At 62.0% G+C, this 19,589-nt stretch carries 22 protein-coding genes; 4 read left to right on the top strand and 18 right to left on the bottom strand.

Translation table 11 applies throughout. The features are described from left to right. Nucleotides 1–90: 90 nt before the first annotated feature. Both ACX80E_RS08965 and ACX80E_RS08960 read right to left on the bottom strand, forming a co-directional pair. On the bottom strand, nucleotides 91–606 hold the full coding sequence (locus ACX80E_RS08965; RefSeq protein WP_459301566.1) for a hypothetical protein: 516 nt from the start codon (nucleotides 604–606) through the stop codon (nucleotides 91–93). Nucleotides 607–822: 216 nt separating this feature from the next. Beyond that, entirely contained in the window at nucleotides 823–1,092 is a 270-nt protein-coding gene (locus ACX80E_RS08960) for a hypothetical protein (RefSeq protein WP_459301565.1), read from the bottom strand. On the opposite strand from ACX80E_RS08960, the gene ACX80E_RS08955 reads away from it, so the two are divergent. Beyond that, the gene (locus ACX80E_RS08955; protein ID WP_459301564.1) at nucleotides 1,091–2,041 is read left to right on the top strand and encodes a DUF559 domain-containing protein; all 951 of its coding nucleotides are present in this window, start codon (nucleotides 1,091–1,093) and stop codon (nucleotides 2,039–2,041) included. The genes ACX80E_RS08960 and ACX80E_RS08955 overlap by 2 nt on opposite strands. Nucleotides 2,042–2,199: 158 nt before the next feature. On the opposite strand, the gene ACX80E_RS08950 is transcribed toward ACX80E_RS08955, so the two are convergent. From ACX80E_RS08950 to glmS, 5 genes are all read right to left on the bottom strand, one after another. Beyond that, the gene (locus ACX80E_RS08950) at nucleotides 2,200–3,279 is read right to left on the bottom strand and encodes an inositol-3-phosphate synthase (RefSeq protein ID WP_459301563.1); all 1,080 of its coding nucleotides are present in this window, start codon (nucleotides 3,277–3,279) and stop codon (nucleotides 2,200–2,202) included. 223 nt (nucleotides 3,280–3,502) lie between these two features. Then, nucleotides 3,503–4,540, bottom strand: coding sequence for an L-glyceraldehyde 3-phosphate reductase (mgrA, locus tag ACX80E_RS08945; RefSeq protein WP_459301562.1), 1,038 nt, complete (start codon nucleotides 4,538–4,540; stop codon nucleotides 3,503–3,505). An 85-nt stretch (nucleotides 4,541–4,625) separates the two neighbouring features. Next, nucleotides 4,626–6,143 (bottom strand): NAD(P)H-hydrate dehydratase, encoded by a 1,518-nt coding sequence (locus ACX80E_RS08940; RefSeq protein WP_459301561.1) that lies wholly within the window; start codon nucleotides 6,141–6,143, stop codon nucleotides 4,626–4,628. Between the two features lies 1 nt (nucleotide 6,144). After that, complete coding sequence (locus ACX80E_RS08935) at nucleotides 6,145–6,492, bottom strand: holo-ACP synthase (RefSeq protein ID WP_459301560.1); 348 nt, start codon at nucleotides 6,490–6,492, stop codon at nucleotides 6,145–6,147. A gap of 126 nt (nucleotides 6,493–6,618) precedes the next feature. Next, complete coding sequence (gene glmS / locus ACX80E_RS08930; RefSeq protein WP_459301559.1) at nucleotides 6,619–8,529, bottom strand: glutamine--fructose-6-phosphate transaminase (isomerizing); 1,911 nt, start codon at nucleotides 8,527–8,529, stop codon at nucleotides 6,619–6,621. A 113-nt stretch (nucleotides 8,530–8,642) separates the two neighbouring features. Here glmS and coaA point away from each other — a divergent pair, with 113 nt between their 5' ends. The 3 genes from coaA (at nucleotide 8,643) to mscL (ending at nucleotide 11,111) form a co-directional block, all read left to right on the top strand. Continuing rightward, nucleotides 8,643–9,620 (top strand): type I pantothenate kinase, encoded by a 978-nt coding sequence (coaA, locus tag ACX80E_RS08925; protein ID WP_459301590.1) that lies wholly within the window; start codon nucleotides 8,643–8,645, stop codon nucleotides 9,618–9,620. After that, nucleotides 9,620–10,639, top strand: coding sequence for a M15 family metallopeptidase (locus ACX80E_RS08920; RefSeq protein ID WP_459301558.1), 1,020 nt, complete (start codon nucleotides 9,620–9,622; stop codon nucleotides 10,637–10,639). Before coaA ends, ACX80E_RS08920 begins: the two co-directional genes overlap by 1 nt. A gap of 64 nt (nucleotides 10,640–10,703) precedes the next feature. Further along, nucleotides 10,704–11,111, top strand: coding sequence for a large conductance mechanosensitive channel protein MscL (mscL, locus tag ACX80E_RS08915; RefSeq protein WP_459301557.1), 408 nt, complete (start codon nucleotides 10,704–10,706; stop codon nucleotides 11,109–11,111). Nucleotides 11,112–11,200: 89 nt separating this feature from the next. On the opposite strand, the gene glmM is transcribed toward mscL, so the two are convergent. From glmM to ACX80E_RS08860, 11 genes are all read right to left on the bottom strand, one after another. Next, entirely contained in the window at nucleotides 11,201–12,547 is a 1,347-nt protein-coding gene (gene glmM / locus ACX80E_RS08910) for a phosphoglucosamine mutase (protein WP_459301556.1), read from the bottom strand. Between the two features lie 404 nt (nucleotides 12,548–12,951). Beyond that, nucleotides 12,952–13,467, bottom strand: a complete 516-nt coding sequence (gene rpsI, locus ACX80E_RS08905; protein ID WP_459301555.1) for a 30S ribosomal protein S9 — start codon at nucleotides 13,465–13,467, stop codon at nucleotides 12,952–12,954. A gap of 36 nt (nucleotides 13,468–13,503) precedes the next feature. Then, nucleotides 13,504–13,947: a 50S ribosomal protein L13 gene (gene rplM, locus ACX80E_RS08900; RefSeq protein WP_459301554.1), complete on the bottom strand. Its 444-nt coding sequence runs from the start codon at nucleotides 13,945–13,947 to the stop codon at nucleotides 13,504–13,506. A 248-nt stretch (nucleotides 13,948–14,195) separates the two neighbouring features. After that, a complete protein-coding gene (locus tag ACX80E_RS08895) occupies nucleotides 14,196–15,116 on the bottom strand; it encodes a tRNA pseudouridine synthase A (protein ID WP_459301553.1) in 921 nt (306 codons plus the stop codon). 106 nt (nucleotides 15,117–15,222) lie between these two features. Further along, entirely contained in the window at nucleotides 15,223–15,702 is a 480-nt protein-coding gene (gene rplQ, locus ACX80E_RS08890; RefSeq protein ID WP_459301552.1) for a 50S ribosomal protein L17, read from the bottom strand. Nucleotides 15,703–15,790: 88 nt separating this feature from the next. Beyond that, on the bottom strand, nucleotides 15,791–16,801 hold the full coding sequence (locus ACX80E_RS08885) for a DNA-directed RNA polymerase subunit alpha (RefSeq protein ID WP_103464845.1): 1,011 nt from the start codon (nucleotides 16,799–16,801) through the stop codon (nucleotides 15,791–15,793). 130 nt (nucleotides 16,802–16,931) lie between these two features. After that, entirely contained in the window at nucleotides 16,932–17,333 is a 402-nt protein-coding gene (rpsK, locus tag ACX80E_RS08880; RefSeq protein WP_459301551.1) for a 30S ribosomal protein S11, read from the bottom strand. A 103-nt stretch (nucleotides 17,334–17,436) separates the two neighbouring features. Then, a complete protein-coding gene (gene rpsM / locus ACX80E_RS08875; RefSeq protein ID WP_103464846.1) occupies nucleotides 17,437–17,814 on the bottom strand; it encodes a 30S ribosomal protein S13 in 378 nt (125 codons plus the stop codon). Between the two features lie 189 nt (nucleotides 17,815–18,003). Next, nucleotides 18,004–18,117 (bottom strand): 50S ribosomal protein L36, encoded by a 114-nt coding sequence (gene rpmJ, locus ACX80E_RS08870; RefSeq protein WP_011775570.1) that lies wholly within the window; start codon nucleotides 18,115–18,117, stop codon nucleotides 18,004–18,006. A gap of 29 nt (nucleotides 18,118–18,146) precedes the next feature. Continuing rightward, nucleotides 18,147–18,368: a translation initiation factor IF-1 gene (gene infA / locus ACX80E_RS08865; RefSeq protein WP_009358723.1), complete on the bottom strand. Its 222-nt coding sequence runs from the start codon at nucleotides 18,366–18,368 to the stop codon at nucleotides 18,147–18,149. Nucleotides 18,369–18,528: 160 nt separating this feature from the next. Next, on the bottom strand, nucleotides 18,529–19,509 hold the full coding sequence (locus tag ACX80E_RS08860) for a P1 family peptidase (protein ID WP_459301550.1): 981 nt from the start codon (nucleotides 19,507–19,509) through the stop codon (nucleotides 18,529–18,531). Nucleotides 19,510–19,589 lie beyond the last annotated feature (80 nt).

Genomic DNA, 19,589 nt, shown 5'->3' with positions numbered 1-19,589 from the left:
CCCAAGGGCGACGGCGGCCATCCAGTACGTCTGGATGGCCGCCGTCGTCCTTTGCGTTACCTGAGTTATTCCGCGGCTTTCACCGGGCCGCTAGACGGCGCCGGTTCCGCCCGCCAGCGCGCCGAACAACGGGGCCAGAGCCTGCCAGCGCGATATTTCACAGCCGTCGGTCCGGCTGAAGGCGGCGTTGACTTCCCTGCCATGGAACCAGCCGGTGACCACGGCAACTTGCGGGCCGCCATATTGCTGGGTGCACACCCGGGTTGGATCCTGCAGGGCGAAGAAGATCTTTTCGCCGTGCTGCTCCACGGCTGCGAGTGCCGCTGCGGAGTCGGGCAAGGTTGACGCCGGCGCCGGGGTGGACCCGTCGGCGACGAGACGGAACGTCCTGGGTGTGGCCCCGGGCGATTCAGTTAGCGTGATGGTCAGCTCCATGCCCGTGGCTGGCGGCGTTGCCGTCACCGGCGGTGTGCCGGTGGCGCCTGCGCCGGGCTGCTGCTGGGCGCACCCGGCAACCACCGCCACAACGGCGAGCAGAAGGGCCGTCACGGCCAGCCGCGAGCTCACGGCGTGCCCCGATCGTCTCAGGCTAAACATTGTTGGCATGGTGGCCTCCTCCTGGCGTTTCTGCCATGCTAACCCATGGCCCGTTCCGCCGCTGGAAAAGGACTCCGCAGGCTAGATGCAGCGTGCTAGATGGAGCAGCCTAGACAATAAACGCCTGGGCCTGGATGGCCACGGCGGCCGCGCCCCGGGCCCATTCGGTAAAGTCGGCCGAGGCCATGCGCAGGTTGACAGTAGCTGCTTCCGGGGGCGTTTCAGTCAGGGGCCGCGCACCAGCACCAGCCGTGCCAGCTCAAGGACCGAGTCGGCGAGCGCAGCGGGATTTTTGCGCTGCTCCGGGTGGCGGGCTAGGTCAGACGCTATCGCAGCAATGGTGCCCTTTTCCCTGACGCTCTCGCAGCAATGGTTGGATTTCTCACGACACTCTCGCACCGCTGGCTGCGGCCTGGGCAGTTGCAACCAGCGGCGCGGGCAAGCCTGTGGATAACTTTGCACGCTGGCGGCCCAATTGCGCCAGAATATGTTCATGGCATCCCACGACCCCTCCGGCATCCCCGCAGCCCCATTCACACGGGCCGAGGCTGAGTCGCGGGGGCTCCCACGCCATCGACTGAGGGGCAAGGGCCTGGTGGGCGTCAGCTACGGGCTGTACCGTCCTGTCGGTTGGGACTTCGAGCTGCGGCAGGCTGCGCGGGCTCTTTGCGCAGTGTCTCCCGGTGCCTGGATTTCGCATTCCACGGCAGCACGTCTGCATCAATTGGTGCTTCCTCCATGGCTGGCCGGTTCCAATGAGCTGCACCTAAGCAAGCCCCGGACAACACCGGAGGTGCGGCGGCGGGGAATCACCGCGCACAAGATGCTTTTCTTCCCGGACGAGATAGAAGTTGACGGCGAGCTGCGCATCAGCTCCCGGGCCCGCACCTGGCTTGAGCTGGCCCGCACACTGCCGCTCAACGATCTGGTGTGCATGGGCGACCAGCTCATACGAATCCCGCGGCCCGAATTCGAAGGGCGCCAGTCGCCGTACGCAACGCGCCAGTCTCTGCGGCTGATGGTTGGGCGCCACACAAACATGCAGGGAATTATCCGGGCCCGCGAAGCCCTGGACCGCATGCGCGTGGGCGCCGATTCCAGCCCGGAAACGCTCCTGCGCCTGGCCATGCTCGACGCCGGTCTGCCGGAGCCCGATTTGCAGCTCACCCTGTGGAACCGTCCCGGCAGTCCATCGGCAGATGCCGGCTACCGTTCCCGGCGCATCGCCTTGCAGTACGACGGCGCCCACCACCTTGATGAACTTCAGCGGCGCAGCGACTTGCGCAGGGACAAAGCGTTCAGGGCTGCCGGGTGGACTGTGATGGTCTTTACCCACGACGATGTGACGGACGGTTTTCAAGATGCTGTGCGCCGCATCAAAGGTGCCCTCCGCGTTGCGTGGGTGGATCCCACCATCGACTCCGGTTTTTCTTCCGGCCACTGACCCAGGCAAATCCCTTCACAGACCCAGCGACTCCCAATACTCCTGAACGCAAAACGCTCCCCCACAACAGTGAGAGAGCGTTCTGCAATATTCAGCCAATGCTGCGATAGCGTCTAGAAAAAACACACCATTGCTGCGATAGCGTTGTAAGAGGGGGGTTAGATCTCGCCGCGGATGAAGGCTTCAACCTTCTCGTGGGCTATGTCGTCGGCGTACTGCTCCGGCGGGGACTTCATGAAGTAGCTGGATGCTGACAGGATGGGGCCGCCGATGCCGCGGTCCAGGGCGATCTTCGCCGCACGGATGGCGTCGATGATGACACCTGCCGAGTTGGGTGAATCCCATACTTCAAGCTTGTACTCCAAGGACACGGGGGCGTCACCGAAGTTGCGTCCCTCCAAGCGGACGAAAGCCCACTTCCTGTCATCAAGCCAGGCCACGTAGTCCGACGGGCCAATATGAACGTCGTCCTCGCCCAACACTGCTGAGGTGTTGGAGGTGACGGCCTGTGTCTTTGAGATCTTCTTCGATTCCAGACGCTCGCGCTCGAGCATGTTCTTGAAGTCCATGTTGCCGCCAACGTTGAGCTGGTAGGTGCGGTCCAACACGACGCCGCGGTCTTCGAAGAGTTTCGCCATGACCCGGTGTGTGATGGTGGCACCGATCTGGCTCTTGATGTCATCGCCCACGATCGGCACGCCTGCGGCGGTGAACTTGTCGGCCCATTCCTTGGTGCCGGCAATGAACACGGGCAGGGCGTTGACAAAGCCAACGCCGGCGTCGATGGCGCACTGGGCGTAGAACTTCGCCGCGGCTTCCGAGCCGACGGGCAGGTAGCAGACCATGACGTCGACGTCGGCCGCCTTCAGTGTTGCTACAACGTCCACAGCTTCTGCGTCGGATTCCACGATGGTCTCGCGGTAGTACTTGCCTAGGCCATCCAGCGTGGTTCCCCGCAGAACTGGCACGTTCAAGTTGGGTACGTCAGCAATTTTGATGGTGTTATTCTCGCTGGCGCCGATGGCCTCGGAGAGATCCAAGCCCACCTTTTTGCTGTCAACGTCAAATGCTGCCACGAACTGCACGTCATTGACGTGGTACTTGCCGAACTCAACATGCATCAAGCCCGGAACCTTCGCGCTGGGATCAGCGTTCTGGTAGTACTGGACACCCTGTACCAACGATGCGGCACAGTTTCCTACGCCTACGATGGCAACCCGAATAGGATGATTGGACACGGAACTCCTTCATAAAACTCACAGGGTCCGGCTCTCACACGTGTGGTGATGGGTCGACGCACGCCTTCACGGTTGACATAAAGACACAACGCACGGCTATTTCGACCGGACCTGGCGCCCCAACGGCGCCCTTAACCATTCTAGTCAACTACTGCCGCCCCGAATTTGTTCCCTCGGGGCGGCAGTAGAGTCTCGGTTAATTTTCACCTAGGTGCCGCCGGCGCTACTTCTGCGCCCACCGGTTGATGTCGGACTCCACGGCGAACTCGTCAATTGACTGTAGCTCAGCTGCGCTAAATGCCAGGTTGTTGATGGCTGCAATGTTGTTTTCCAACTGCACCACACTCGATGCGCCCACCAGGGCCGAGGTCACGGGGGTACCCTTGGGCTGGTCCCGCAGAATCCACGCGATTGCCATCTGAGCCAACGACTGTCCGCGGCCGGCAGCAACGTCGTTGAGACCGCGCACCCGGTCCATCTTTTCTGCCGTGAGGTCATGTTCGCTGAGGAAGTGTTCCTTGGCTGCACGGGAATCGGCGGGGACACCCTTCAAATACCTGTCGGTGAGCACACCCTGGGCCAACGGTGAGAAGGCAATGGAGCCTGCACCCACGGCCTCGAGCGCCTCAAACAGATTGGGTTCGCCATCTTCGGTCCAGCGGTTCAGCATGGAGTAGGACGGCTGGTGGATGAGCAGCGGCGTGCCCATTTCCTTCAAGATGCGGGCAGCTTCCAGCGTTTGGGCCGGCGTGTAGGAGGAAATGCCCGCGTAGAGGGCTTTTCCGGAGCGCACCGCGTGATCCAACGCGCCCATGGTTTCTTCCATCGGAGTTTCCGGGTCGGGCCGGTGGCTGTAGAAGATGTCAACGTAGTCCAAACCCATCCGGGTCAGGGATTCATCAAGGCTGGAGAGCAGGCTCTTGCGGGAGCCCCACTCACCGTACGGGCCAGGCCACATCAGGTAGCCGGCCTTGGTGGAGATGACCAGCTCGTTGCGATGCGCGGCGAAGTCATCCTTGAAGTGGCGGCCAAAGTTTGTTTCCGCACTGCCGGCGGGCGGGCCATAGTTGTTGGCCAGGTCAAAATGGGTCACGCCCAGGTCAAAGGCGCGGCGCAGGATGTCCCGCTGCACACCGAACGACTTATCGTCACCAAAGTTGTGCCACAGGCCCAGCGAGATGGCCGGCAATTTCAGCCCGCTGCGGCCGACTCGGCGGTAGGGCATGGTCTCGTAACGGTTTTCCGCTGCATGAAAAGTCATACTTGATATCTTGCCATCACAGGCCCCCGCAAACCGCCATGTGGGTGGCCCTGCCAGACACCCCTTACGGCCCGGCCGTCCGCGCTCAGAGGGTGGCCTGGCTTAGTTCCGCCCACACACGCGGGATGCGTGCCGCCAGCATCCCGGCATTCAACGGCTGTTCGACGTCGGTCTGGGCCAACTGGCCGTGGAGTGCAGCCGCGAGCGCAGCCGTCGTCGCCAAGTCAGCCGACTCGGAACTCATGGCCACAAGGGCAACCAGTATCCCGGCCAAGGTGTCCCCGCTCCCGGCAGCAGCCAAGCGGGGCGTGCCGTTGGCTTGGGTGAAGACGCGCCCGTCGGGTGCCGCCACGATAGTTGTGGGCCCCTTCAGCAGCACCACCGCGCCCAGCAGCGCCGCGGCCTGACGGGCTGCGGCCAGGGGGGACGCCTCAACGTGTGCCCGGCTCAAGGAAACGCCGCAGCGGGACAGCAGTTCCGAAAGCTCCCCTGCATGCGGGGTCAGGATCAGAGAACCCTGCCCGACGGTTGACTCGCTGTTGGCTGGATGCACAAGCGACAAGGCGGCCGCGTCCACCACTGTTGGCACACCCGAGGCCATCGCGGCGGCGGCACGATCCATTTGTGCCCGGTCCCCGTCGATGCCGGGCCCTGCCAGCCACGCTTGCACCCGCACTTCGGCGGGAGAGTTTCGCGAACACACCACCTCAGGGTTGCGCACATGGATGGCGGCTGCCACCTGATCCGGGCCAAGATAGCGCACCATCCCGGGCCCACAGGCCGACACCGCCGCCACGGCCAACAATCCGGCCCCAGGGTACTGGGCCGACCCGGCGATGACCCCTGCCACGCCGCGGGTGTATTTGTGGTCAGCGGCCGATGGCTGCGGTAGGAGTGCAGCCATGTCCCCGGCGTCGAGGCGAAACGTTTCGGGCGCACCCAGATGGTGGCCAAGGCCAAGGTCCACCAGGGACACGCTGCCGCACAGCTGCTCCCCCGGCGCACTGAGCAACCCCACTTTGTGGGCGCCAAAGGTGACAGTGAGATCCGCTCGCAGCACCGGCCCCTGCACCTCACCGGTGGTGGCGTTCACGCCGCTGGGCAGGTCGCAAGCCACCACGGCGGGCCGGCCGGGGCCCGAGAGCTTCGCCAGGTGCGTCACAACCCCTGCCACCGGCTCCCGCAGGCCGCCACGACCACCGGTGCCCAAGAGCCCGTCAATCACCACATCGCAGCGCCGAGCCTCGCGCAGCAGTCCGGCCGGGGCGCCGCCCTCGCCCAGCGCGACGCAACGCCCGTGGGCTTTTTCAAAGGCGAGCAACGCCTCGGGGTGGGTCAAGGTGCTGGTGAGTAACGCCGTCGTCCGGGCTCCGTGGGCGGCCAGGTAGGCGCCTGCATAGAGGGCGTCCCCGCCGTTGTTGCCGGATCCGATCAGCAGCACCACTGTGGCGCCGTACACTCCCCGGCCGCGCGAGCGCAGCACCGAGACGACGCCCATGGCAAGTCCGTGTGCTGCCGTGCGCATGAGTTCCGGGCCGCGGCCGGCCGCCAAGAGCGGCTGTTCGGCGGCCCGGACGGCGGCGGCTGAGTAGGCGTGGAGCATGTCAGCTTTCGGCTATCACCATGGCTGTGGAAATGCCACCGTCGTGACTCATGGACAAGTGCCAGTGCTTGATGCCCTTGGACTTGGCCACGGCCGCCACGGTGCCCAGGACGTTGATGGTGGGCCCATTCTCATCCAACCCAATCCAGCAGTCCTGCCAGTTCATCCCGGCCGGGGCGCCCAGGGCCTTGGCCACGGATTCCTTGGCGGCGAACCGGGCGGCAAGCGACTGCGTGTTCAAGCCCCGTTCAGCCGGCACAAACAGCCTCTCTATCAGCCCCGGAGTCCTTTCCAGCTGACGGCCAAAGCGTTCAATATCAACAACGTCTACACCAATCCCAATGATCATGACCCCAGCCTATTCCCCCGCCGCTCCGAACCCGCAAAAAAGGACGGCGCTTGCGGTTAAGGCCGGTGGTCTATGACCGGCTTTAACCGCAAGCGCCGTCCCAGGGGGCGTCGCCTACCGTTTCTGCTATTCGACGGTGACGGACTTGGCCAGGTTGCGCGGCTGGTCCACGTCGTAGCCCTTGGCAGAGGCCAGTTCGCAGGCGAAGATCTGCAGCGGAACTGTTGTCAGCAACGGTGCCAGCAGGGTGGAGGTCTCGGGAATGTAGAACACGTGCTCGGCATGCTCGCGCACGGATTCGTCGCCCTCCTCGGCAATGACAATGGTCATTGCCCCGCGGGCCCGCACCTCTTGAATGTTTGACACCACTTTGGCGTGCAGGGAGTCGCGGCCCCGCGGTGACGGCACCACAACGATGACCGGCTGGCCCTCTTCGATCAGGGCGATGGGTCCGTGCTTGAGCTCACCGGCGGCGAAGCCTTCGGCATGGATGTACGCGAGCTCCTTGAGTTTCAGGGCCCCTTCCATGGCCACGGGGTAGCCCACGTGGCGGCCAAGGAAGAGCACTGTCCGGGTGTCGGCCATGCTGCGGGCCAGTTCCTTGATCTGCTCCGCGTTGGACAGCACGGTGGCGATCTTGGCGGGCGTCTTGGCCAGTTCAGCCAGGATGTCCTTGATCTGCCCCTGGAAAAGGTTCCCACGCAGCTGCGCCAAATAAAGTCCCAGCAAGTATGCTGCCGTAATTTGGGCCAGGAAGGCTTTGGTGGAGGCTACGGCGATCTCGGGGCCGGCGTGGGTGTAAAGGACTGCGTCGGACTCGCGCGGAATGGTTGAGCCGTTGGTGTTGCAGATGGCCACTGTTTTGGCGCCCTGCTCGCGGGCATAGCGCACTGCCATCAGGGTGTCCATGGTTTCCCCGGACTGTGAGATGGACACGATGAGGGTGTTCTCATCAACAATGGGGTCCCGGTACCTGAACTCGTGCGAGAGTTCCACTTCCGTGGGAATGCGGCACCAGTGCTCAATGGCGTAGCGCGCCACCTGCCCGGCGTACGCCGAGGTGCCGCAGGCCAGCACGATGATGCGGTTGATAGACTTCAGGACTGTCGGGTCAACGCGGATCTCATCCAGAGTCAGGTTGCCGTCAACGTCCGAGCGTCCCAGCAAGGTTTGCGCCACAGCATCGGGCTGGTCGTTGATCTCTTTTTCCATGAAGGACGGGTAACCACCCTTCTCCGCGGCTGCGGCATCCCAATCCACCAGGTATTCGCGACCCTCGGCCGGCACGCCATGGAAATCGGTGATGGTGACGTGATCCGCAGTGATGGTGACAACCTGGTTCTGGCCCAGTTCCACGGCGCGGCGCGTGTAGTCGATGAAGCCGGAAACGTCTGACCCCAAGAAGTTCTCGCCGTCGCCCAACCCCACCACGAGGGGTGAGTTGCGCCTCGCGGCCACCACCGCTCCGGGTTCGTTGGCGTGCGTGGCCACCAGGGTGAAAGCCCCTTCGAGGCGCTGCGCCACCAATTGCATGGCCGTCGAGAGCAGGCTGCCTTCACGGCTTGTTGCGGTGTCTTCTTCCAGTTCCTGGTAGATCTCCCCCAACAAGGTGGCGGCCACTTCGGTGTCTGTTTGGGAGAGGAAAGTGTGTCCGCTGGCCACCAGGGCGGCTTTTAGCGGGGCATAGTTCTCAATGATTCCGTTGTGGATCACAGCGAGCTTGCCACCAGCAACCACGTGGGGGTGCGCGTTGGCATCTGTTGGACCGCCGTGAGTGGCCCAGCGCGTGTGGCCAATTCCGGTCACGGATTCCGGGAGCGGATTTACTTCAAGTTCGTGCAGGAGTTGAGCAAGCTTTCCGCTTTTCTTGCGCATTTCAATGCCGTTTGCTGTGACCAAAGCAACGCCTGCTGAGTCGTAACCCCTGTATTCCAGACGGCGCAGCCCCTCAACCAGGACTTCCAGAGCACCGTGAGTAGCTGACGACGTTGATCCTTGAGCCGGGGCGGTACCGGCGTATCCCACAATTCCACACATGAAAATCAATCATAAACCCCACCCCAAAGGCAGGACGTTCTACCTCCGGCCCAGGTGGTGATGTTTCGCCCGCCGGATCGCCCCGTTTCCCACCCCACCCCAAACAAGGCAGAATTGAAAGTGTGACAGCGCAAAGAACTGAGTCCGCCAACAGCGTCAGTGCCTCTCCTTTTGTGGAGCTGGACCGACAAACGTGGTCTCGCCTTGCCAACAAGATTGAGCAGCCGCTGGATGAGGAAGACGTGCAACGGCTCCGCGGCTTGGGCGAGCAGTTGGATATGCGCGAAATCCATGACGTCTATTTGCCGCTCTCGCGCCTCCTGAACCTCTATGTGGGCGCCGCCGGCCATCTACACAGCGCAACCACCACCTTCTTGGGTGAGCGTGGCTCACGCACACCTTTTGTGATTGGTGTTGCCGGCTCAGTTGCCGTGGGCAAGTCCACCACTGCCCGCGTCTTGCGTGAAATGCTGCGCCGCTGGCCCGACACCCCCAACGTGGAACTTGTCACCACCGACGGCTTCCTGTACCCCAATGCCGAGCTGGAACGCCGGGGGCTGATGGGCCGCAAGGGTTTCCCCGAATCCTATGACCGCCGCGCCCTGTTGCGTTTTGTCAGTACCGTCAAGAGCGGCGCCGAAGAAGTTCGCGCCCCCATGTACTCCCACCTCAGCTACGACATCTTGCCCGACAAGGAGGTCATCGTCCGGCGCCCTGACGTCCTCATTGTCGAGGGACTGAATGTGCTGGCCGCCGCCCGCCCCCGCGCCGACGGCCGCTCGGGCCTTGCCGTCAGCGACTTCTTTGACTTCTCCATCTATGTCGATGCGAAGACCAGCTACATTGAGCAGTGGTATGTGGAGCGTTTCCGTTCCCTGCGCACCAGCACCTTTTCCGACCCGGATTCGTACTTCCGCCGCTATGCTGACCTCTCCGACACCGAGGCCACCGCCACGGCGTCGCGCATTTGGAAAAGCATCAACGAGCCCAACCTGCTCCAGAATGTGCTCCCGACCCGGGGCCGCGCCCAGCTGGTGCTCACCAAGGAATCCGACCATTCCATTCGACGCATGTTGTTAAGGAAGGTCTAGTGCCGGTAGTGGGCTTCCACCAGGCACGGCGCGCCCCGCTCAGCATGGCGGCGCGCCTGCGACGTGGCCTGAGTTGGCCGCACCCGGGCGGCATGGCCGTCACCGTCGTCGGCGCAGCCCTGGTCTTCGGCGGCGCTTTAGCGCTGGATCCGGGCACAGCCCCGGCGCAGTCCCCTGCCGCCGCCAGCACCTCCATACCCAGCACGACGCCGAACTCCACCCAACTGCCCCTCACACCGGCCGCTGGGCAACCGTCCGCCCCGGTAAGCCCCGGCGTCCCGGCGTCGAGCATCCCTGCTACCCCGTCCAGCGCAACGAAGCCCGCAAACGCTCCCCTGATCACGGGCGCAAGCACCGGCGCGCCCATTCAGAAGCTCTTCGCCACGGGCACGGCAGCGCCGATGGAGACGTCCCTGCGCAACATAGCCAATCCGAGCAGCCCGCTGGTGTTGGTCAACAAGTCCCACCCCCTCGAACCGGTGGACTACGTGCCAACCGAATTGGTGACACCAGCTGTGCGTACTGGCTCGACGGAACCGGTCCAGCTCCGGGCAGAAGCAGCAGCTGCCGTGGAACGCATGTTCGCGGCGGCTGCTGCCGAGGGAGTCAATATCAGCATTAGGAGCAGCTACCGCTCCTTTGACACTCAGGTCAGCCTGTACAACGGCTACGTGGCCACCAAGGGGAGGGCGGCAGCAGATTCCTCCTCCGCCAGGCCAGGATTTTCGGAGCACCAAACCGGGTTTGCCCTGGATATCGGTGACGCCAATTCCGGCGCCGACTGTGATTTCACGATTTGCGTGGCTGATACGGCGGCCGGACTGTGGGTGGCAGCGCACGGTGCCGACTACGGCTTTGTGGTGCGGTATCTGGTGGGCAAGGAGACCACCACCGGATATCTGGCTGAACCTTGGCACCTGCGCTATCTGGGGATTGCCGTTGCCCAGGACATGACGGTGCGAGGAGTTCAAAGTTACGAGGAGTACCTAGGCACACCCGGCGCGCCCGGATACCACTAGCTCTCACCAAGAGTGTATGAACACCAAGCAATCCCGCCGGCGATAAATGCGGTACTTTAGTGTCATGTTAAAGGGATTCAGAGAATTTGTTATGAAAGGCAACGTCGTAGACCTTGCCGTCGCCGTTGTCATCGGTGCAGCCTTCGGGGCAGTTGTTAAATCGATGGTGGAGAATATCCTGATGCCGCTTATTGCAGCATTGTTTGGTTCGGCCAACTTCGATAACTTTGCCTTGCTCACCCTCAATGGTGTTGACATCAAGTTTGGTGTGTTCCTCACCGTGCTCGTGAACTTCCTCATTGTTTCCGCAGCCATCTACTTTATGGTCGTCGTTCCCATGAACCACATGATTGCCCGGCGCGATGCAAAGCTGGGCATCAAGGAAGTGGAACCTCCGGTTGACGCGCAGATTGAACTGCTCACCGAAATCCGTGACGCTCTCACGGCCCGCCCCACCGGCGGAGCACACTAACAGTACTGTGCAGGCAAGAAGGAAGGCGGTAACCCCTGTGGGTTACCGCCTTCCTTCTTGCCTGCACAGTGTTCTAGAGCGACATTCCTCTACAGCGCTAGTTCGGCCTTGACCACGCTAACCAGATCATTACAGATGCGTTCGGCGGTTTGCGTGTCAGCAGCCTCCACCATGACCCGGACCAGGGCCTCGGTCCCCGAGGGGCGCAGGAGTACCCGGCCGGTGTCGCCCAGTTCGGCCTCGGCCTCGGCAATTGCCGCGTTGATGGCCGGGGCCGACGATGCGCGGGACTTGTCCACGTTGTTGACGTTGATCATCACCTGTGGCAGCTTGGACATGGCCCCTGCAAGGTCCTTCAGGGACTTCCCAGTCAAGGCCACCTGGGCGGCCAACTGCAGGCCAGTCAGCAGACCGTCACCGGTTGTTGCGTACTTGGAGAAAATGACGTGCCCCGACTGTTCCCCACCGAGGGTGTAGTCGCCGCGGCGCATTTCCTCCAGCACGTACCTGTCACCAACGCCCGTCTCCTTGACGGTGATCCCGGCATTGCGGAGGGCGATCTTCAAGCCGAGGTTGCTCATCACGGTGGCCACAAGAACATCATCCTTGAGCTCGCCGGAGGCTTTCAACGCCAGCGCCAGGACGGCCATGATCTGGTCACCGTCAATGACGTTGCCCTCATGGTCCACTGCCAAGCAGCGGTCAGCATCGCCGTCGTGCGCTATACCCAAATGAGCACCCGTTGCGAGCACCGTTTCCTGGAGCAGCTCCAAGTGGGTGGACCCCACACCGTCGTTGATGTTCAGCCCGTTCGGCTCCGCCCCGATGACAGTGATCTCGGCGCCGGCGTCGGTGAAGACCTGGGGCGAACAGCCACTGGCTGCCCCGTGGGCACAGTCAAGGACGACCTTCAGGCCATCCAGGCGGTGCGGCAAGGTGCCCAAGAGGTGCAGCACGTACCGATCCTCGGCGTCGGAGAAGCGCTGGATCCGTCCCACATCAATACCGACCGGGCGGTATGCGTCATGCTGGAGCTGCGCCTCGATGGCTTGTTCAACGTCGTCAGGTAGTTTGGTGCCTCCGCGGGCGAAGAACTTAATGCCGTTGTCCGCGGCTGGATTGTGCGAGGCGGAGATCATCACGCCAAAGTCAGCCCCCAGATCGGCGATCAGGAAGGCTGCTGCGGGGGTGGGCAGCACCCCGGCGTCGTACACGTCAACACCGGCACTGGCCAGACCCGCCTCCACGGCAGCACCGATGAACTCACCGCTTGCCCGAGGGTCGCGGGCAATGACGGCCCGTGGCCGTTTCCCCTCGCTCATCTGCTCGTGGCCCAAGACCACGGCAGCGGCTTGAGCAAGTGATAAAGCTAGTTCAGCCGTCAGTAGGCCATTCGCCAAACCGCGGACACCGTCTGTTCCAAATAATCTTGACATCACGTTCAGTCTAAATCATGGAGCCGAAAATCCGGCCTTCTGGTATCCATGCAATGAGCCACACGGGGCATTGACCCCACGGATGCGCCGTTTCCAGCGCGCCGGCAGGTGCGAAACCCCTGCACCCACCCCACCAACGCCTCCCCACTGCCGGTACCGGTACACGGGGGCCGTAGTGGACATCCGCCGCCGCTCCGGACGCCTCCCGGCGCCGTGGGGGCCGTAGTGGACATCCGATGGTGGTGGACCATGCTCGAATGTCCGCAACGGCCCCCAGACACAAAAAATCCCCGGCCGCAGAAGCGAACCGGGGATTTTTGAAAGCGATATTAGCGCTTGTGGAGCCAAGCGCTAAGACAAGCCGCGGGCCCCGTGCCGAGGCACGGGGCTCGCGAAGGCTTGGATTAACGCTTGGAGTACTGCGAAGCCTTACGTGCCTTCTTGAGACCGGCCTTCTTACGCTCGATGACGCGAGAGTCACGAGTCAGGAAGCCTGCCTTTTTCAGGATCGCACGGTTGTTCTCGGCGTCAATCTCGTTCAAGGAGCGAGCAACGCCCAGACGCAACGCGCCGGCCTGACCGGAGGCGCCACCACCGTGGATGCGGGCCCAAACGTCGTACGCGCCATCCAGATCGAGGAGGCGGAACGGATCGTTAACTTCCTGCTGGTGCAGCTTGTTCGGGAAGTAGTTGGACAGCTCGCGGCCGTTGACGATCCACTTGCCGGTGCCGGGAACAACGCGAACGCGGGCAATTGCCTGCTTGCGACGTCCAACAGCAGCGCCTGAGACGGTCAAAGCCGGGCGTTCCTTCTTGGGTGCTGCATCTGCTGCAGCTGAGCTTTCGCTCGTGTAGCTAGTCAAAACTTCTTCCTCGACCACAACGGTCTCGGCGTTCAGCTCTTCAGTATTCTGAGCCACGATTCTCCTTGATAAATATTGGGTTGGTGGCCAGGACTACTGGGCGACCTGGGTGATTTCAAACGTCTTCGGCTGCTGAGCGGCGTGCGGGTGCTCAGCACCGCGGTAAACCTTCAACTTGCCGATCTGGGCTGCGCCCAGCTTGGTCTTCGGGAGCATGCCAGCGATGGCCTTCTCCACGGCACGAACCGGGTTCTTCTCCAGCAGTTCTGCATAGTTCATGCTGGAAAGACCACCCGGGTGACCGGAGTGGCGGTATGCGCGCTTCTGTTCGAGCTTGGCGCCTGTCAAGGCAACCTTCTCGGCGTTGATGATGATGACGAAATCGCCCATATCCATATGGGGAGCAAAGGTCGGCTTGTGCTTTCCACGCAGCAGAGTTGCGGTCTGGCTGGCAAGACGGCCCAAGACAACGTCGTTGGCATCAATGATGTGCCACTGACGGTTGATATCGCCGGGCTTCGGGGTATACGTACGCACGGTTTTTGCCTTCGTTTCTTGTTCTTAGGTGGTGTCACAGATGGTTGACACCTGCTATCTATGCGCTTACCGGAACAGAGGTGAGGGCTCTAACACCAGTCATCCTTACACTTCCCGATGACACCCGTTCAGTGGTAGTCCTGCAACCGGACCTGCAACGGGCGCGTGATATCGAGATAGGACACGCACAACGACTACCAACGATAGCGTTAATAGTGGCCTCCGGTCAAAGCGAGGGAACTGCTGGCTCAGATTCGGGCCCGGAGCGGTGCGCTAATGGTGTCGGTGGGCACGCGCCGGGTCCTGGTGAGGACTGCCCGTTCATGCATTGCCGTCTCGTGAGGGTAGTGAACTTCCTCAAGAATTAGCGGGTGCGGGGCTGCCAGAACCGACTTGGCATCCCTGATTCCCGCCACCAAACGCTGGTGCATCCAGGCGGGGCTTTCGCGCCCCTCCCCCACCATGAGGGCTGCCCCGGTCAGCGCCCGGACCATGTTGTGGCAAAAAGCGTCCGCCTGGACGTTGAGATTAATAACACCATCACCATCTTGGCCAAAGTCAAGGCGCTGCAGGGTCCGCACAGTGGTTGAGCCCTCGCGTGGCTTGGCAAACGCCGCAAAGTCATGCAACCCCAGGAGCGGAGCTACGGCCCGGTTCATGAGTGCCACATCCAACTCGCGAGGGTGCCACAGGGTGAGTGCGCGCTGCAGCGGGTCCCTGCGTGTGGAGCCGTCAGCGATCCGGTAGCTGTAGCGCCGCCAGAGGGCGGAGAAGCGGGCGTCAAAGCCCAGCGGCGCCACCGAGGCGCGCACAATCTCCACCGAGCCGTGCAGTTCACCCAGCACTCGTCCCAGCGCACCGTTGAGGCGGCGTTGCAGCGAAAGCTCAGGCACCTCGTCATGTCCTCGTCGCAGCCCGTCCCATTCCTCCGGGGTGAAGTCCAGATGGGCCACCTGACCGCGGGCGTGGACGCCCGCGTCGGTTCGGCCGGCCACCGTGAGCCGCACGGGCCTGCGCACGATCATGGCCAGCGCCTCTTCAATGGCGCCCTGGACTGTGCGTACGCCCGGCTGAATGCCCCACCCGTTGAAGGGGCTGCCGTCGTAGGCAATGTCCAAACGAGCCCTCAAGAGGCCGCGTGCTTCTGGGGAAAGTTTGGGGTTGTGCATGGCCCCAATTCTACCGTCGACGCCGCTTGGCCCGGAACGCAAAGAACCCGCCACCCTTGTCAGGTGGCGGGTTCTAAGCGGTAAAACTAAAGCTCTCGCTTAGGCCTTACTTGGTCTCTTCGGTGGTAGCTTCGTCAGCTACAACTTCGGTTTCCACAACTTCTTCAACCGGAGCAGCCTTGACTGCAGCAGCTGTAGCTTCCTTCACAACGGCCTGCTTGGCGCTGACCGGATCCAGAACGAGCTCGATGACCGCCATAGGAGCGTTGTCGCCCTTACGGTTGCCGATCTTGGTGATGCGGGTGTAGCCGCCGTCGCGGTTCTCCACAGCAGTGGCGATGTCGGTGAACAGCTCATGGACGATGCCCTTGTTGCTGATCAAGCCGAGAACGCGACGGCGTGAAGCCAAGTCGCCACGCTTTGCGAAAGTTACCAGTCGCTCTGCGTAGGGGCTCAGTCGCTTTGCCTTGGTCAAGGTGGTGGTGATCCGCTTGTGCTCGAACAGAGCGGCGGACAGGTTCGCGAGCATCAAGCGCTCGTGAGCCGCTCCGCCTCCGAGGCGGGGACCCTTAGCGGGTGTGGGCATGGTGTTTCTCCTCAAGTATCAGCCGGACCGCAAGCGTGTGCACTAATGGCACCCGCCCGTCCGACTAAAAAAATATTGTTGTTCGTCTTTAGAGTTCGTCGTCGCTGTAAGCGTCGTCGTTCTCGTCAAGGGCTGCGGCACGGGCGGCCAGATCAAATCCTGGAGGGGAATCCTTCAGGGAGAGACCGAGCTCGACCAGCTTTGCTTTTACCTCGTCGATGGACTTCGCACCAAAGTTGCGAATGTCCATCAGGTCAGCCTCGGAGCGAGCAACGAGTTCACCCACAGAGTGGATGCCCTCACGCTTGAGGCAGTTGTAGGACCGAACCGTCAGGTCCAAGTCCTCGATCGGCAGGGCCATGTCTGCGGCAAGAGCGGCATCCGTCGGGGACGGACCAATCTCAATACCCTCAGCCGCGGTGTTCAGCTCGCGGGCCAATCCGAACAGTTCAACCAGCGTCGTGCCGGCAGAGGCAATGGCATCCCGCGGGGAGATGGCCTGCTTGGTCTCTACATCAACAATCAGCTTGTCAAAGTCAGTGCGCTGTTCAACACGGGTGGCCTCCACGCGGAAGGTCACCTTCAGAACGGGTGAGTAGATGGAGTCAACCGGGATACGGCCAATCTCTGCATCGACGTTCTTGTTCTGGGCTGCTGAAACGTAGCCGCGACCGCGCTCGATGGTCAGCTCGAGTTCGAACTTGCCCTTCGAGTTCAGCGTGGCAATATGCATGTCGGGGTTGTGGAATTCCACACCGGCCGGCGGGGCAATGTCTGCAGCCGTCACAACGCCAGGACCCTGCTTGCGCAGGTAGGCGACGACGGGCTCGTCATGCTCCGAAGACACGGACAATCCCTTGATATTCAGGATGATCTCGGTGACATCTTCCTTAACACCGGGAACCGTGGTGAACTCATGCAGAACACCATCGAGGCGGATGCTGGTGACAGCAGCGCCAGGAATGGAGGACAGCAAGGTCCGACGCAGGGAATTTCCCAGGGTGTAACCGAAGCCCGGTTCCAACGGTTCAATGACGAACCGTGAACGGTTTTCGGAAACTACTTCTTCAGATAGGGTGGGGCGCTGTGCAATGAGCACTGGGTTTTCCTTTCAGCGAGCATCCGCTATATGACGCAACACAGGTAGTGGAAATGACGGCTGACGAAAGTTAACGGCGGCGGAGTTGGCCCCCACCAAGGTGAAGGCCAACTCTGCTGCTTAAATCTCGTTAGACGCGACGGCGCTTGGGCGGACGGCAGCCGTTGTGGGCGCTGGGGGTGACATCCGAGATGGAGCCAACCTCAAGTCCAGCAGCCTGCAGCGAACGGATAGCCGTTTCGCGGCCCGAGCCCGGACCCTTTACGAAAACGTCAACCTTGCGAAGTCCATGCTCCTGTGCGCGCTTGGCAGCTGCTTCAGCAGCCATCTGTGCAGCGTACGGAGTTGACTTACGCGAGCCCTTGAAGCCAACTTCACCGGCAGAAGCCCATGAGATGACCGCACCGTTCGGATCCGTGATGGAAACGATGGTGTTATTAAAGGTGCTCTTGATGTGCGCCTGGCCTAGCGCAATATTCTTTTTATCCTTGCGACGCGGCTTACGAACCGCTCCACGAGCCTTTGGGGGCATTATATTCTCCTACGAAAGTTTTAAAAAGGGCGGTGGACGCTTGGGCCCACGCTAGCCGGGTTCCTTGAAAATTGCGGAGCAATTTTTAGGGAGGTAGTGGGGACTACCTGCCGGCCTTCTTCTTGCCTGCGACGGTGCGCTTCGGACCCTTGCGGGTACGTGCGTTGGTCTTCGTGCGCTGGCCATGCACAGGCATGCCGCGACGGTGACGGATACCCTGGTAGCTACCGATTTCAACCTTGCGGCGGATATCAGCTGCAACCTCGCGGCGAAGGTCACCCTCAACCTTGTAGTTACCCTCGATGTTGTCGCGCAACTGAACGAGCTCAGCATCGGACAAGTCCTTGACGCGGACATCCGGGGAGATCCCCGTCTCTGCCAAGACTTTTTTTGCACGGGTCTTACCGACGCCGTAAATGTATGTAAGCGCTACTTCCAGCCGCTTTTCGCGGGGAAGGTCTACGCCAGCGAGACGTGCCATATTTGGCTGCTCCTTGTGTAAACCGGAGGTCGTAGACAGTACACCCGCATATTATCTAAATGCGGCCCTGGCCTCCGACCAGGGGTCCATTGAACGGTTGCGGATTGCTCCGCCTTCGTCCAACCTTGTGCTGCCTTATATATGTACTTGCATGAGCAACTGCTCAGGGTTTCCTCGAAATTGAGGAAATTAGCCCTGGCGCTGCTTGTGGCGCGGGTTCTCGCAGATCACCATGACTCGACCGTTACGGCGAATCACCTTGCACTTATCGCAGATCTGCTTGACGCTCGGCTTAACCTTCATGGCATTCCTTTGCGTGATTACAGTTGTGGTTATTTGTAGCGGTAGACGATACGACCACGTGTCAGATCGTAAGGGCTCAGCTCCACCACAACTCGGTCCTCAGGAAGGATACGAATGTAGTGCTGGCGCATTTTTCCTGAGATATGGGCAAGAACGATGTGCTTGTTCGTCAACTCAACGCGAAACATCGCATTGGGAAGCGCTTCAGTCACAACGCCCTCGATCTCAATGACCCCATCTTTCTTGGCCATATCCTCCGCTAACTTTGTTGCGCCGACACAGACCTCTCCTGTTGGGGAAGAATGTCATCGGCATTCGATTTGCTACTGATTACTGCTCGTCAGAATGCCAGCCGCAATTGGGCAGGCACAGACAACCAACAACCCACTCTAGTGCATTGCGCCAATTAAGTTAAATTGAGCCATCGAGCGCCCTGTCCAGCGGAAACGGATCGAGCCTTCCGGCCGGGGTTTCCACCGTTCTGGCGCTGCGAACGCCGTCGTCAATAGCCAAGCGGACGGCCTCAGCGGCGGCACTTTGCAGCTCAATGAGGGCAGCCACCGGGAGGTCCGGGTTGGGCACAAGCGTTGCCGCGCAGGTGGCCAGGGCGAAAATGGTGTCGCCGTCGATCAAGGTGTGGACGGGATTCAGCGCCCGAGCCATGCCTGCGTGGGCGGCTGTGGCCGTACGCTTGGCCTCGGCCACACTCAAGGTGGCGTTGGTGGCAACAACCACCACAGTGGTATTGAGCCCCTCCCCCACCGGCGGCGGCACCGCCCCCGGGCGCCAGGGAATACCTGCGGCGTTGACCACGGCCAGCGCGCCAACCACAATGTGCGCGTTCTCCCCCGACAGTGTCACAGCGGCAGTTCCCAGACCTCCCTTGTAGGCGCCTGCACCGATGGCCGCACCCGTGCCGGCACCCACGTTTCCGCGGACGACGTCGTCCCCTCCCGCCGGGCTGGCAGCGTCCAGGGCAGCCTCATACCCCATGTCCGCGTCGGGCCGGGCGGAGAAGTCGCCGCCACGGCCAAGATCAAAGATCGCCGCGGCGGGAACAATGGGGACCACACCGCCGGGTACCGGGAAGCCCCTGCCGTTTTCTTCGCACCAACGCTGCACGCCGCCCGCGCTGGCCAGGCCATAGGCGCTGCCGCCCGTCAGAACAACAGCATCCACTGTGGGAACCATGGTGGTGGGATCCAGCGCATCCGTTTCATGCGTCCCCGGGCCGCCGCCGCGAACATCGACCGAGCCGATGGTCCCCGGCGGTGGGACAACCACGCTGACACCGCTCAGCCAGCCCCCACCCGTGCGCTGGGCATGGCCCACACGAATGCCTGGCACGTCCGTGATGGAACCGGCCGGCTTAGCTGCTGCAGTCTCGCTCATGTGCCACTCCTCCCCTAGTGGGTCCGGACCATGCGTGGCGCCGGCTCCCCTCTAACGATTATGTCTGCCAGCCTGAGCCA

The sequence above is a fragment of the Arthrobacter sp. TMN-49 genome (assembly GCF_054511095.1).
The sequence above is the reverse complement of the archived record's forward strand: the minus strand, read 5'-3'. Positions and strand labels throughout refer to the sequence as shown.